Origin of the sequence: Terriglobus sp. (assembly GCF_965201105.1) — a bacterium.
GTDB lineage: Bacteria > Acidobacteriota > Terriglobia > Terriglobales > Acidobacteriaceae > Terriglobus.
Genome location: NZ_OZ241741.1, coordinates 1323833 through 1338310 on the forward strand (window position 1 = coordinate 1323833; position 14478 = coordinate 1338310).

The 14478-nt window shown below is 59.7% G+C and carries 13 protein-coding genes and 1 pseudogene; 5 read left to right on the forward strand and 9 right to left on the reverse strand.

Annotated elements, in window-relative coordinates:
- Nucleotides 1-397 precede the first annotated feature (397 nt).
- On the reverse strand, nt 398-1114 hold the full coding sequence (locus ACOFKT_RS05820) for a helix-turn-helix domain-containing protein (protein WP_419806470.1): 717 nt from the start codon (nt 1112-1114) through the stop codon (nt 398-400).
- A gap of 255 nt (nt 1115-1369) precedes the next feature.
- Between ACOFKT_RS05820 and ACOFKT_RS05825 the strand changes: the two are divergent.
- The 5 genes and pseudogenes from ACOFKT_RS05825 to ACOFKT_RS05845 all read left to right on the forward strand — a co-directional run.
- Nucleotides 1370-1705 (forward strand): annotated as a pseudogene (locus ACOFKT_RS05825) (cupin domain-containing protein); the annotation flags it as partial.
- A 38-nt stretch (nt 1706-1743) separates the two neighbouring features.
- Nucleotides 1744-2076 carry a hypothetical protein gene (locus tag ACOFKT_RS05830; protein WP_419807195.1) on the forward strand — a complete coding sequence of 111 codons (333 nt, stop codon included), beginning with the start codon at nt 1744-1746 and terminating at the stop codon, nt 2074-2076.
- Nucleotides 2016-2681: a YoaK family protein gene (locus ACOFKT_RS05835; RefSeq protein WP_419806471.1), complete on the forward strand. Its 666-nt coding sequence runs from the start codon at nt 2016-2018 to the stop codon at nt 2679-2681. The genes ACOFKT_RS05830 and ACOFKT_RS05835 overlap by 61 nt, the downstream gene beginning before the upstream one ends.
- 318 nt (nt 2682-2999) lie before the next feature.
- Nucleotides 3000-3149, forward strand: coding sequence for a hypothetical protein (locus ACOFKT_RS05840; protein ID WP_419806472.1), 150 nt, complete (start codon nt 3000-3002; stop codon nt 3147-3149).
- A gap of 30 nt (nt 3150-3179) precedes the next feature.
- Nucleotides 3180-4121, forward strand: a complete 942-nt coding sequence (locus ACOFKT_RS05845; protein WP_419806473.1) for a hypothetical protein — start codon at nt 3180-3182, stop codon at nt 4119-4121.
- A 389-nt stretch (nt 4122-4510) separates the two neighbouring features.
- Here ACOFKT_RS05845 and ACOFKT_RS05850 read toward each other — a convergent pair whose 3' ends face one another.
- The 8 genes from ACOFKT_RS05850 to ACOFKT_RS05885 all read right to left on the reverse strand — a co-directional run bounded on the left by ACOFKT_RS05850 (nt 4511) and on the right by ACOFKT_RS05885 (nt 14366).
- Nucleotides 4511-7639, reverse strand: a complete 3129-nt coding sequence (locus tag ACOFKT_RS05850) for an efflux RND transporter permease subunit (protein WP_419806474.1) — start codon at nt 7637-7639, stop codon at nt 4511-4513.
- Nucleotides 7640-7641: 2 nt separating this feature from the next.
- Nucleotides 7642-8730: an efflux RND transporter periplasmic adaptor subunit gene (locus tag ACOFKT_RS05855; RefSeq protein WP_419806475.1), complete on the reverse strand. Its 1089-nt coding sequence runs from the start codon at nt 8728-8730 to the stop codon at nt 7642-7644.
- Nucleotides 8730-10004: a TolC family protein gene (locus ACOFKT_RS05860; protein WP_419806476.1), complete on the reverse strand. Its 1275-nt coding sequence runs from the start codon at nt 10002-10004 to the stop codon at nt 8730-8732. Before ACOFKT_RS05860 ends, ACOFKT_RS05855 begins: the two co-directional genes overlap by 1 nt.
- A gap of 83 nt (nt 10005-10087) precedes the next feature.
- Nucleotides 10088-10498: a hypothetical protein gene (locus tag ACOFKT_RS05865; protein WP_419806477.1), complete on the reverse strand. Its 411-nt coding sequence runs from the start codon at nt 10496-10498 to the stop codon at nt 10088-10090.
- 96 nt (nt 10499-10594) lie between these two features.
- Nucleotides 10595-11269, reverse strand: coding sequence for a response regulator (locus ACOFKT_RS05870; protein ID WP_419806478.1), 675 nt, complete (start codon nt 11267-11269; stop codon nt 10595-10597).
- Complete coding sequence (locus ACOFKT_RS05875; protein WP_419806479.1) at nt 11241-12752, reverse strand: histidine kinase; 1512 nt, start codon at nt 12750-12752, stop codon at nt 11241-11243. Before ACOFKT_RS05875 ends, ACOFKT_RS05870 begins: the two co-directional genes overlap by 29 nt.
- Nucleotides 12727-13386, reverse strand: a complete 660-nt coding sequence (locus ACOFKT_RS05880; RefSeq protein WP_419806480.1) for a family 16 glycoside hydrolase — start codon at nt 13384-13386, stop codon at nt 12727-12729. The genes ACOFKT_RS05875 and ACOFKT_RS05880 overlap by 26 nt, the downstream gene beginning before the upstream one ends.
- On the reverse strand, nt 13383-14366 hold the full coding sequence (locus ACOFKT_RS05885; protein WP_419806481.1) for a substrate-binding domain-containing protein: 984 nt from the start codon (nt 14364-14366) through the stop codon (nt 13383-13385). Before ACOFKT_RS05885 ends, ACOFKT_RS05880 begins: the two co-directional genes overlap by 4 nt.
- Nucleotides 14367-14478 lie beyond the last annotated feature (112 nt).

Sequence of the window (14478 nt, forward strand, 5' to 3'; positions counted from 1 at the left end):
CATGGGACAAGACTGACGGACATCTCCGCGAGTTTTCAAGATGTGAATCACTCTTCGCACGAGAGGGTGTAGAGCGGAATCGCTTAAAGAAGAGCGTTGCTGCCGAATGGACGCTGTTCACTACGATGGGCTGAGTTCCACGTGGCAGTTGGTCTGGAGTCGCTGTGCTTCGGGATCCCAGCAACACGTGCCTAAGCTCACAAGCCCAAATTAATCTTCTCGATGGCGCTGGTCGGGATGACGAGTGAAGAGAAATTCTGGCTGATCCGCCCCCTCTGCCAGGCGTCGTGCCTCCTTGACCAGAACGGGAACGGTAAGGTCTCGCTGATACTGAAGAGTATGGTCTGGAGTCCGAGCCACGGTGATACTGCAAGCTCAGGCGTGTAGCGTGTTGAGCTCACACAGTGCGCGACCGAACTGCGTCATGCTCTGCAGTCCCTTGGTGTTCTGCTGCTTCGGCCGGAACACCAGTGCTGTCGGAGTAGAAACGCAACAGGGCAGCCATGATCCTCGAGATAGCCGCGCAATGTAGCGAAGTAGGCTTCCGTGCTCTCGCTTCAACGAAGCGCAGCTGCATGAGCTTGCTGGTTGCATCGCCGATGAACACGAGCAGCGTGCAGGGCTCGGCGCGATCCTCGAACCAGCGGTGATCGCTGCCGTCGATCTGCACCAGTTCGCCGTACGACTCACGTCGAAGCCGAGGCTGATGGAAGGTGCGGCGCTGCTTGCGCGAGAGCCAGACCCCGGCGTCGACCATCCACTTGCGGACGGTCTCACGGCCGACCGTAATCTCGTGGCGCTCGTGCAGAGCTTCGGTTGCGAGCGTGGGCCCGAAGTCCCGATAGCTCTGCCGGATCAGCTCGACCGCGTACTCACGGACACCTGCCTTCAGGTGTTTGTTGTAAGTTCGGCCACGCGCCCGATGGATCAGTGCGCCTCCGCCGCCATCGCGGTAGCGCGCCTGCAACCGGTTCACCTGGCGATCGCTGATCGCCAGCACCGTGGCAGCCGAAGCCACGCTTCGCCGCCCGGCCAGAAGTCCCGTCAACACTTGAAGGCGCTGCAGATCCTTCGCACTGATCGCGACCAAGCCCATGCCTTTCGGACATTTCAACTTGGCGCCTGCACCACAGGTGTACAGATCAGACGTAAGTAGTTTTTTGTTCTACATACAGAATACGCGATCCGCCGCTGATGCAAGCACTTCGGAGAACGCTCCATCAGCTACCGTATGACAAGCTACGCACACGTTTCCCTGTAAAACGCTCTGGCACAGTAAGCACGTTCAGCCGGCGATCACAGCAAAGCCCAACCACTCTTACCGGTGCTGCCGCGAGATACCGAACAGCATGAGGCCATTGCGATCAGCATGACCCAGAGAGGATGGGAACCAAGCAGGACCAGACATGGGGACCATCGCAACTTTGCACTAGCCGCGCTCAACCCAAACAGCGATAAGGCGCCGCCCACCAATAATGGCGTGGTTCCGCCCAGCTGGTATTCCTTTGACCTGACCCATCGCCGTGTGCAGGAAGGTGGCTGGACGCACCAGGTGACCGAGCGGGAGCTTCCAAGCTCGCCAGAGATCGCCGGCGTCAATATGCGGCTCACGGCCGGCTCGTTCCGGGAGTTGCACTGGCATCTAGCCGACGAGTGGGCATACATGCTGATGGGCAATGCACGGATCACCGTCTACTCTCCCGACGGCACCATGTTCGTCGATGATGTAGCCGAGGGCGACCTATGGATCTTTCCGGCGGCTACCCTCATTCCATTCAGGGAACAGGAGCAGATGGCTGCGAGTTTCTTCTGGTCTTCAATCAGGGCAGGTTTTCTGAAGAGGACACCTTTCTTCTCTCTGATTGGCTCATGCACACGCCGCCCGATGTGCTGGAAAAAAACTTTGGCCTTGACGCAGACGCGATCGCGAAACTCCCAAAGGGAGACCCGCTTTACATCTTCCCGAACACGGAGCCGACGCAGACGTACCGTCGGACTAAGATAGGGTCGATTCCTTGCCCAGCGCCTCGCTCCTTGCTTTTACAGGGGCGTCTCTGGATTCATTTCTCTATCTAAACCACGGCCACGTCTTCGCCGGAGTTATGACTGGAAACGCGGTGCTCTGTGGAGTCGGCATCTTCAATAAGAGCTCCGGAGGAGCGCTCCATTATGCCTGGCCGATTCTGGCCTATGTTTGTGGCATCTTCCTGGTCGCCATTGTCCAGCGGCGGGTTCGCCATCACCCGGTCCGTCTTGCTCTCGGGATTGTTATCCTCGGCATTCTGACGATGTCGTTTGCGCCCGATACGTTCCCCGAGAGATGGTACGTTTTCGTTGTGGTCCTGCTGACGGGCTTTCTAGTGGGGATCTCACAAAAGGTTGACAGCTATGCCTACAACGCGACGGTCTTAACGGGCACCCTTCGCGACGGCGCCCTCAGTCTCTATGGCGCCCTTGATCCGCGTCTGCGAGGTGGAGATCTCAGCAAAGTGCGAGACCTATGGACCCTGATGCTCAGCTTCTTCGCCGGGGCAGTGTGCGGCGGCCTGCTGGGCCGGCATATCGGAAACCGTGCTTTGTGGCTTCCTGTAGCCACTCTGTGTCTCGTGCTTGCTCTCGTTCTGCGGGCTGGTAGCAACACAACAGGCTTCGATTATGGAGGACAGTCCCGAGAGCCTTGAGTAAAGCTTGTCCCATCGCACGTCGTATAGGCGCGAGAAGACAGCCTCTCAGCGCTTACTTTGCAGACGTGCAGACCTTCACCACCAGCTCAGCCAATTCCAGCCAACGAACTCTAAGTCATTGCACTCCACCTTGCGTGTTGTGCCTATCCCTAGGCATCCGCAACGGCAGCAATCAAGCCATTTCAACGATGGCAGCCGGCTTTTCGGTTCGCAACATGCACTACAGTCGAGCAACTCTGCAAGACGCGTTGGCGTGAGTGATGATCCGGTCCCGGTGTCGTACTGGAAGGTCGACATGAAATTCGCCTGACCGGCATGCCTTCCTTTCAGCACATTCTGACCGAACCCGAGATGTGGCAGGTTTCCATGCTGCTCGCGCAAGCCAATCAGCCGCAATCCAAAGCTGTTACGGAGATCCTGTCGCAGACTGGGAGTGGACTAGCGTTGGTAAACAATCACGAGTGACCACTTGCAGATCCTACGGGAAGGTGCCAAATGAAACAGCTCAAAGCCTTGTTTTTTCTTGCAGGAGCGATCGGCAGCTCCCTTGCTGTGACGGCCGTCGGCCAAGCAGTGCCGGCATTATTCTCTACCCTGCAGGCATCGCCCGCCATAAGTGATGCCGAACAGACGGCCCAGATCCTTGGGCTAGCTGCTCGCATGAAACAGTTGTCCAATCTGCAGGGCCGTCGACCATGCGGTTCGCCAGTGACAACGGAAGAGCTCATCCTGCGGCAGGAACTGTCGGAATCCATCCAAGCGGCCGCGCTGGATGTCGATAGTGTGGTCGCGGAAACAAACAATGAGCAAGGCGAGCTTGCCAATCTGCGTACCCGTCTCCAGGTCAATCGCGACAAGACGGTCGCGAAGTACAACACCGCTGCTTTGATCACAGGTTCGGGTGCCGGCGCCGCTGTAAGTGCAACGCAGTTCACCAATCTGGGCAGTCGTGCCAACAACATCGGCGATGGATTTGGTATCGGAGCCGGCGTCGCCTCGACAATATTTTCGGTCATCGCCACTCGGAAGCAGAACGGACCTCAGGGTACGGTGGGTGAGGTGCCGAATATGCTTGCTCCCCTTTTTGACCGCAAGCCTGTACTCAATACGTTCTACCCGCCTGTCGTTCTTCGGTATCTTCAGATTGCTCCCGCGAACGAAAATCCACCAGATAGAACTCGCTTGGAAGAATTGAAGGCTCAGTGGACTCGGGCCGGGCGGCTGGATCCCTCCCAGGCAAGTCGCCATCACGATATTGCACCCCTCACTTCGAGCGCGGATCCAGCCGTAAAGGTGACGATTCAGGACCTCACCAATCGCATCGCCATGTTGGTCGATGTCTCGGGACGAGTTTCTCTCATGAAAAGGGATTTGGCAGTACTGATGCGTTCTATGGGAGATTCGAATCGGTGCCCGGTCGCTCCCATCGCCCCATAGCTGTGCTCGGAAGCAAGCCGAACAAAGCAAAAGCTTCGCTGATATCTCCGGTTACGAACCCAGTCAATACGCATGAGAAAGCACGGATGGCGCAGGGTCAAATCAGTTGCCGCGCCGGGTCTCCACAAAAAGTGAGTGCACGAACGTGGAGTGTCTCTGCCACGCCTGAGTTCAAGAGGGATTTGCAACAAGCAACCGTGCAGGCGACAGGCGCTGGTCCTGGGTTTGAGCCCCAGAGTTCTCATCATATTCCTTCAGCATAACGACGCCGCTACCGCTCACCTGGGTAACGTCAGGTTGGAAGGGATACGCGCAGAGTGATATCCGCCCTTGATCGAGGTGGGTGCGGTTCATCGCCAAGCCGTGTCGATGGACCAAGGTCGAGAACATCATCCGGCACGCGTGTCGTCTTCGTGGATGGGGGAATGCGAGGCTCGACGCGCCATGAGCGGTGTGAGCAGGAAGACGCTGAGCACAGTTGTCACCATGCCACCAACGACGACGCGTGCCAGCGGCTGCTGTGCTTGAGCGCCGATGCCGTTGCTGATGGCGGCAGGCAAGAGGCCCAAGCCCGCCGACATGCACGCCATCAGCACGGGACGCATTTCGTCGAGCGAGCCCTCAATCAGGCCGTCGCGCATGCCATGCTGGTGCTGCGAGCGCCGGATGCCTGAAAGAAAGACGACCGCCCCCAGCGTGGCAACACCGGTAAGCGAAGTGAAACCCACCGCGGCGGAGATGGAAAACGCCGTGTGCGTGACCAGCAGAGCGATAATGCCTCCGATCGCGGCGAACGGCAACGTAGCCAGAACGATGAATGCATCCAGCCAGTTGGCGAAAAGCGCGTAGAGCAGAACCAGGATCGCGACCAGGCTGATGGGGATGATGACGGCGAGACGCGCCTGTTCTTTCTTAAGCGAATCGAATTCGCCCGCCCATTCGAAGGTGTAGCCCTTTGGCAAAATGATCTTGGCCGCGAGCTGATGCTGCAGATCTTCGATGGTGTCAGCCAGGTCCCGTCCGCGCACACTGAATTTGACCGGGATGTAACGGCGGCCGCCTTCGCGAAAGATCTGGAAGGAACCCTGCTTCACGCCGATGGTCGCAATTTGGCTCAGCGGCACACGGCCGCTGTCACTGGTGGGCAGAACGATATCGCGTACCGCGTCGGGCGTGTTGCGATACTGCTGCAGGTAGCGCACCGTAACGTCGAAGCGGCGGTCGCCTTCGATCATCTGTGTTACGGCATTGCCACCTACCGCCGCGTTGATGACGGCGTTCACGTCTGAGGGAGCAATGCCGTAGCGAGCGGCTGCCTCCTTGTTGATTTGGACGACGAGCGACGGCTGGCCACCGACTTTGAAGATGCCTGCGTCGGTGACGCCGCGGACCTGGCCCATGACGTTGACCACGGTCTCAGACAACCGGGTGAGCGTGTCGAGATCGTCTCCGAAGATCTTGAGCGAATTTTCACCCTTGACGCCGCTCATCGCTTCCTCGACGTTGTCCTGGATCTGCTGTGAAAACCCAAAGACCGCGCCAGGGTACTTGCTGAGCCGGTGACTCATCTGCTCAATCAGGACTTCTTTATTGCCGTGCACCTGGCGCGGCCACTTGCTGCGATCCTGCAGGTCGACGAGGAACTCCAGATTGTTGAAGGTGGTGACATCGGTGCCGTCGTCGGGCCGGCCGATCTGTGAGACGACCTGCACGACTTCAGGAAAGCTTTTGAAGTCGGCGCGAATCTGGTCCGCAACGTGCGCTGCTTCTTCAAAGCTGACGTCTTGCGGCAGTGTGGCGCGCACCCATAAGTTGCCCTCTTCCAACGGCGGCATAAATTCACCGCCCACGAAGAAGATGAAGATGACCACAGCACCAGCAAGCGCCAGGAATGAGCCTGCCCACACCAACCGGCCGTGACGCAACGTTCGCAGCAGAATGCGGTCGTAGTGACGCCTGAAGAAGTTGGACAGCCAAGTGCCGTCGGATTCCTGCTCTGGCGTAATTTGAACGGCGTGGGTTTCGTTGGCGACCGGCTTCTTCGCGATGACAAAGGACAGTACCGGCGCGAATACCAGGCCGAACAGCAGCGCGCCCGTAAGCGCAAAGCCGTAGGTGAGTGCCATGGGCGCAAAGATTTTCCCCGGCACACCCTGCATGGTGAACAGCGGAATAAAGGCGACCAGGATGATTGCGGTGGCGAAGAGTACAGGCCGCGCGGCGTCCTGCACGCCGGCCACAATCAGGTCGGCTGTGCTCTCGCCGGGCATGCGCCGCGACAGCTTGCGATGAATATTTTCAAGCACCACGATCGATGCGTCTACAAGAATGCCGAAGTCGATCGCACCGATGGAGATGAGGTTGGCCGAATGGTCGGTCACCACCATCATGCTGAAGGCGAACAGCACGGCAAACGGGATGGTGAAGGCCGCGATCAGCGTGGTGCGCACATCGCCCAGCATGAAAAGCAGAATGAGCGTGACCAGCGTGAGGCCGGTCAGGATGACCTCGCGCACTGTTTGCGTGGTGTGCTCAATGAGCACGGTGCGGTCGCTGATCGTGTCAACGTGCATACCCGGCGGCAGCAGCGTGTGGTTCAGGTCGTAGATCTTTTTCTTAAGCTTCTCAAGTGCAGGTATGCTCTGCTCCTCTTTTTGGAGCAGCACGATGCCTTCGACGATGTCGGGCCGGTCGCCCCTTGCGTCGGTGCGAGCGATCTTGCCAAGCCTTTGCTGGTAGCCCTCCTTCACGTCGGCTACATCGCTGACCAGCACCGGCACGCCCTTGTTCTGCGTAACGACGATATTTCGAATGTCGTTGAGCGTGTGCAGCTGACCGAGCGCGCGCACATTGATGTTTTGTTCACCGAGGGTGATGTAATTGCCACCGGCATTGCTGTTGCTGTTCTGCACGGCGCTGACGACCTGTGCCAGCGAGACGTTGTAGGCGACCAGCTTGTTGGGATCGGTCTCGATCTGGTACTGCCTGGTGGTGCCTCCAAAGGTCGTCACGTCAATGATGCCGGGGACGGACTTCATCTCGCGGCGAACCAGCCAATCCTGCGTTGCCTTCAGTTCGTTGAGCGTGTAGGGACCGGTGAGCTCGAAGCGGTAAATCTCACCGATGGGCGACCATGGCGAAAGTTGCGGCTGCAGGTTGTTGGGCAACTGCAGGTCTTGCAGGCGGTTCAGGATCTCTTGCCGGTCATGGAAGTAGTCACTGCCGAAGTTGAAGTAGAGCTTCACATCGCTCAGGCCGAAGATGCTGATCGAGCGAATGTCATCCAGGTGCGGCGCGCCGTTCAGCGCTGTCTCGATCGGAACGGTGACCTGCTGCTCCATCTCTTCGGCGGACCAGGCAGGGTTCTGCGTGATGATTTCGACCAGGGGCGGTGACGGGTCGGGGTAGGCCTCGACATCGAGTTTCAGGAAGCCGAAGACGCCGGCCATCAATCCGGCAGCGAGCAGGATCAGAACAAGCGCACGAAAGCGCAGCAGCAGACGAATCATTGCGCTCATGCTTAATCTCCTGCCGCTGGAGCGCGCAGGAACTCCGCGCCCTTCTTCACGATGCGTTGGCCGTCACGCAGACCGCTGCGGATGGCGATGGTGTCGCCGCGCGTCGCGCCCACGTTGACAGGGCGCAACTCGTACTTGCCAGCCGAAACCTCCACGTACACGCCAGTAGCATCGCCGTCGTGTACGACCGCGGTTTGCGGCACCAGAATTTCAGTCTGGGCCGGGCGGCTGATCACCAGGTTTGCGAACATGGCAGGCTTCAGAGTGTGGCCCGGGTTGGGCAGCACCACGCGTGCGCGCAGCGTGTGCGTGGTCGGATCGAACGTGTCGCCAATGTTGACGATAGAGCCGTGGAACGTCTGCCCCGGGAACGCGGGCAAGACGACATCGACCGACTCGCGTGAGCGCAGGGCGCTGATGTCGCGTTCAAAGACATCACCGACGACCCACACGCTGTCGAGGTTGGCGATGGTTGCGATGCCGTTCGTGCTGCTGTTGTCGAGCGATCGTTGCAACTCTCCATTTGCAGTGCCCACGTCGATGACCGTGCCTGCAATGGGCGACGCGATCGGCGCGGTGTCGCTGGTGCCGCTCTCGCTAAAGCCAAGTTCGTGGATGCGCTGCCGAGCGCGTTCCAGCTCAGAATGAGACGCGGCGGCTTCTGACTGCAAATCCTGGTAACTTGCCAGCGAAAGAACCTCGTGATCATAGAGCAGCTTGCCGCGGTCGCGGGCGCGGTCGTCGTGCTCGGCCTGAGTCTTCGCCTTTTCGAAGTCGCTGCGTGCTGCAGCCACGTCTGCCGACTGCAGGGTTGCGATGGTCTGGCCTTTGCTGACCTCCTGCCCGGTAACTACGCGCAGTGAAACGATGCGGCCGGACAGTGGTGGAAAGACGTGGACCAGCTTGGTGGGGTCGGCCTCAACGTGTGCGGGTACAGACAGCGTGTCGCTTGCCGTGCCCGTTTGCACTGTCATGGTTTCGATGTTGATGGGCGGCAGATCCTGCTCGGGCGCCACCTTCTTTTTGCAGCCGGCAAGCGTGGCGGCCAACGCAAAGCCCGTGATGGCAAGCGTGCGAGTCGTGTATCGCATTACGGGTTCACCTCAGTGGCGGTTGCATAGGAGAGCTGGTGAAGTGCGAGTGCGGCCTGCGCCTGCGCCTGTATCGCGGCCAGGTTGATCTGGCGGTATTCGCTGAGAGCGGAAAGGTAGTCGAGCAAGGTGGTGTTTCCATTGCGGTAGCTGAACTGCAGGTTGTCGCGCACGTGTGCGGCCTCATCCAGGTATTTGTCTTGATAACGCTGGGCCTGCACGCGCGCGGCCTGGTACGCGGCATAGGCCTGGTCGACATCGCTGACCACCTGATTGCGTTGCGCCGCCAGCAGAGAGCGGCTGCTTTGCGCCTCAAGACGGGTGCGCTCCTTCTCGCCCTGGTTGCGGTCGAAAAGGCGAATCGGCAGATTCAGGTTTGTGCCGAACGTGGTTTCGCGGCCACTGTGTTCATACTCGGCGCCGATAGTCGGGTCGGCTTTGCCTTGCGCGATCGCGAGCCGCGTGACAGCGTCATTCGCCTGAACCTGCTGTTCGGCTGCGCGCAGGTCAGGACGCGCACGAACCGCCGCAGCTTCCAGCTCCGGCAGGCTTTGGGGCAAAGGCGATAAGTCCAGCTTTCCATCAATGTCGAAGCTGTCAACGGGGTGTGCATAGCCGAGCAGGGTCTGCAATTGCTGACTCGCCTGCGTCAGATTCAGTGTCGCGTTGGTCTCGTCGGATTCGAAATTGACCAGTTGCAGTTCGATACGATCGAAGTCCGTGCGATCCACATCGCCAACTTGCAGCCGGACACGTTGCAGTTCTACGGTGCGGCGATAGTCGGCCAGATTCTGCTGTGCGATTGCGAGCGCCAGCTTTGCGACGAGCATGCGCGTGAAGGCGGAGCGCACGTTCAGGTCAAGCAGGCGCTGCTGGTCCTCGGATTGGCTGGTTGCGACCGCGGTTGTGCCACGCGCGGCTGCGATACGCAAATCGCGCTTGCCGCCCCGTTCGAAGAGACGCTGCAGGCCAGCACCAACGAAGGTGGGACCGCTGGGATCGTCGCTGGCGAGACCGGTCTGCGTTGACTCCGCGACCAGGTAAGGATTCTGCCGCAGAGAAGCCGTGATCTCGTTGGCACGAACCGCATCCACATGCTGCCGCGCGCCGAGCAGCAGGGGATTGTCTCTGCGGGCTATAACGAGGGCCTGCGGCAGCGTGAGCGGTGCTGTAGAAGGCGACGTCGCCCGCGCCACGTTCGCCTGCGGGGGTGCCTGTGCGTACAGGCCCGCATAGCCCATCGCAAGCGCAGCGGCAAAAGCTGCTTGCTTCATGAGTGGATTCCTGCGCAGACGATGTCTGCGACATTGGGAGATGGATCGGATTCGTGGGCTCGCGATCCGGCGCGAACCGAAAACTAGGCTGCTGCGGCGCCGGTCGGTGGCCGCACCTGTAACGGTGTGGCCGTTCGCAGCATCTCCATGCCTGCAATGACGAATCGCAACCTTAGCTGCAGGCGCAGCCGCGTGGTGCAGCACACCGCCAGCAGAATAAGCACCAGAGTAGTCACCAGCAACCCGAACGAGAGATCTACCGGGACAGGTGCGAGATAAATCAGGTGGCGCGCCCGTTGTTCGAGTGCGTAATCGGCACGCTGCAAATCATCTGTCATGCTGATGGCCGGAAACAGAAGTACGGCGAGCAGCAACGTGCACCCGAACGCAGCCGGCAGCGATAGGCGCAACTTGCCAAACCGTGCCGCGGCCAGGCAAAGACCGCACAGCAGGAGCGTCAGAACGGCCCATCCCAGATTGAGTGCGAACTCCACTACGATGAGTGTATTGCATTTACCGTGTCAAAGCAGTCACAGTCGGCAGTTATACCTGTCCAGCCCGGGTAATGTTCGGCAACACTGATCGAGTGATTACTCTTCCGGCGGAACGAGTCCCTTCCGAATGGCCAAAACGGCAGCTTCGGTGCGGTCGCGGACCTGTAGCTTACTAAGAATACTGTTCACGTGATTGCGCACCGTGTACTCACTCAAGCCCATGCGTGCCGCGATCTCGCGACTGGTTAAGCCCTTCGCGACACCGCGCAACACTTCAAGCTCACGCCGCGAGAGTGCATCCCGTTGATTGTGTTCGGCGATGCGGCGCGCGAGGACAGAGGGAAGTCTCTGAGCACCTGTGTGGACTTTTCGTATCGCCGCGACGATTTCGCTCTGGTCCGCATTTTTGCCGATGAACCCCGAAGCGCCCGCTTCGAGTGCCTGCATGATTTCACCATCCACCTCAAAGGAAGAAATGAGCAGGATATGCGAGGATGGCCAGCGTTCCTGGATCAGGCGGATGCATTCGACGCTGCTCATTCCGGGCATGCGAAGATCGAGCAGGAAGACGTCGGCACCATCGCGGAAATCAGCACGCTTCAGTTCAAGGCCGTTGCGAAGAGTGCCCACCACCTCAAGCATCTCGTCTTCTGAAAGCATGCTGCTCAGGCCTAACAAAATGGCCGGGTGATCGTCCACGATCGCGACACGGATGCGCCCGCGCGTCGCTATATGCAGGGCATTAGAGCCATGGGGAGTGTTGAGACGCATTCGGCCGTCCTTTCAGCAGCAACATGAGCCAATGCCGCACCTGCTTTCGCGGATCGTGATGCGGCAGCACTGCTTCGACCGTGCAACCCCGGCCTGCCGCCGAGGTGATCGTCACCAGGCCACCGCACGACGCCGCGCGGGCTTCCATGCCGTCGATTCCGAAGCCTCGGGCGTGCCCGGACCGGCGCTCAAAGCCCGAGCCGTCGTCCGTAATCCTCAGATGAAGATGCTGAGGTGTTTCGTCCAGAGCGATGGTAACGAGCGAAGCGGACGCATGGCGCACAGTGTTGGTGATTGCCTCATGACCGATTCTGAGCAGAGCGTTGCGTACGACTGGTTCGATGTGAGCGGGCTCTTCGGACGTCAGGACCTCTAGCCGAATCTCACCACCACGCGTGAGCAGATCTGCCTGTTCGCGAAGCTGCAAGAGCAGGCCACCTTCCATTGGCTGCGCAGGCCGCAGCATCGCGATGGAGCGGCGCGCGTCTTCGTGACTGTGCGCAACCATGCCGATGGCCAGTTCCACATGCCCATCGATCTTTTCGCCACTTTTCTTTTTGCGAAGTGCGCTGCGGATTGCCTGCAGCTGAAACGCGATGCCGGCGAAGTTTTGTGCCAAGGTGTCATGCAGATCGTGCGCAAGCCGGGTGCGCTCATCTAGGATGAGGCCGAAGCGCCAGCGTTCAAACCGGCGCATGAGCCGCAGCGACGCGTACGTCAGGAGCAGCAAGACCGCGATTGCCCAAAGCATATGCGCAGATGTCCAGAAAGGCGGTCCGGCAAGCAGCGTTACGTCTTGTGAGGAACGCAGGAGGACACGGAACGCGACTGGGTACGGACTAGCCTCTTGACCCATGACACACACGCCGCGAATGCGTAAACGCGATCCGGGCTTTAACGCGGCAAGGGCTGTATCGATGTCCTGCTCAGGCGGTTGCGCAAGAAAGAATTGATGATTTGCGAAGAGCAACAGAGCCGTTCGCCCGTCCAGTTCGACGGTTGCTTGCAGCACGCCCTCGGTGTCGATGAGCAGGCGATCGTACGCTCCAGACGCGCCCATGCCAGGGGTGATGGCGACCGGCGGATCCGGGATGCGCGCGTGCATAAGCCGGATGTCATCTGCTCGCAGCAGGGAAGAATAACGGTTCTCAGTGGGCGTGCCCGTGATGCGTACCTCATCCCCAATCTGGAATGTAGACCCGGTAGACGAGGTCTCGACCTCGAGTCCACCACTCCTGTCCTGCATGTAGAGAGTGCTGCCCGTTCGCGTGATGACACCTTGCACGGTCACTCGCGTGCTTGCAGGCAGTGGCTCGGTGCGCAGCGATGCGATAGAAACCACGGCAAAGGGTCGCTGCTGTTGCGCGCCGATCGAGGCGACGCAGGCAAGCAGCACGGCAAGGAAGCCATACCGGGGGACCGGCCATGAGCCAAGGCAGCCGCTGTACCGTCGCTGCTTACTGGAGTGCCTGCGCAGCCACATGCCGCCAGCTACCTCCTGCCGCAAAACTGCGCAGACCGAAGTTGCCATGCTTCTGGCACTCGTCTTGATCTATAGCGTCTGCTTCCGCCAACACCTGTCCGCGATCATCCCGAGCCTGAACGGAAAGGGTACAGCCCTTCGCCTGCACGGAAAGCTGATACCACGTGCCGGGCCGGACTGGCTGCGGCAGCTTCACAATACGCAGAGGTTGAAAGCCATAATCCATGCGCGCAAGCACCAGCATGTCGGGGAACCGCATGCCGGCATAGTACCCGTAGAAGGCGTTTGTGCCTTCTTCTGATTCGGTCATGCGAAACACCAGGCCGGCGTCGCCATATGTATTGGTCAGTCTCACCTGTGCATTCAGACGATAGTCAGCCATATCTTCGCTCCCGGTTACCAGCCGGCTGCCAGATTCGTTGGATCGGTTCGTCACGATCCCGTCCACTACCTGCCAGTTGCCACCATGTGGAGTCCATCCGTCGAGCGACCGTCGCGCAAACTGATCCTGGTATGGCAGGCCGTTGCGGTGAAGAAGAACCCAGCAGGTGACGACGAGTGTGCTCGCAAGCAGTATTCCTGCAACCGCTTTCCACCAGAAACCTACGTTTTGTGGAGACTGTGTGACGCTCACTTGTCGTATCCCGCGTACGGACGTAGCAGCTTCTGCACGGCCGGGTCGAGCACGTTGCTGGAGGTGACGAGTATGGGTTGGATCACTTCGTCGTGCAACGGCGCTCCGTCTTCGGCGTGGGCCAGCAGTTGCTGTGCCGCGTGGTACCCAATCTGGAAGACGTTGATTGCGATCACCGCATCGATCTCTCCCCGGCGTAAAGGTTCGAACTGATCCGCGTCCTGCTCGCAGATCACCAACCGGACCCGCTCGCCGCCTTGCCGCCCGTGGAGCAAGCCGTATGCAATGTGGGTTCCTTCCAGAGACGGCGCGAAGATGGCACGGATGCCCGGATGCCTGGTAAGCAGTAACGCCGGGTCGCTTTCGGGCCCGGTAAACGCGTTCTGCCCGGTGTAGAACTTCTCAACGATATGCAATTGTGGGACACGCGCGATTGCCTGCTCAAACGCTTCCACTCTGTCGCGATTGCCGGAATTCGACGCATCGACGCCCACAACCGCGATGTCGCCCGAGGAGATCTGTTGCGCAATTAATTTCGCGGCCAGTTCACCTGTCGCCTTTTCATCATTCACCACGGCAGCCACGTTCAATCCAGATGAGGCGGCCAGGCGAGTCTCCGCAAGCACCACGGGAACCCTGGCGCGCTGTGCCTGGGCGACCGCGGAGATGAGCGCGGAGGCGTGGGCGGGAACAAGGACGATGCCGAGCACGTGCTGTGCCGACTTCTGCTCCAGAATCTGGATCTGACGTTCTACGTCGCCCGTCTCGGTGGCGCCGTTCCAGTACAGCCGCACACCGTGCTGCTGTGCGGCACGGTACGCACCCGCGTGCATTCCTTTCCATAACTCGGACGTGGCAGTTGGTGTAATCAGGGCCAATTGACGCTGCCGAAGCGCTGAAGCGCAGCCGCACACCTGTGCCAAGCCGAACGACAGCAGGGAAACTTGCGAGAGTGTGATCAGGATCCTGCGATAGCTCATTTGGCGGAGGGATGATACAAGCCATGCAGAAGTACTCGGCACACTCACGCTGTGCAGCTTGATCCCACCGCAGAAGTTTAGCTGCAAAGTTCGCCACGGGCGACACCGATCG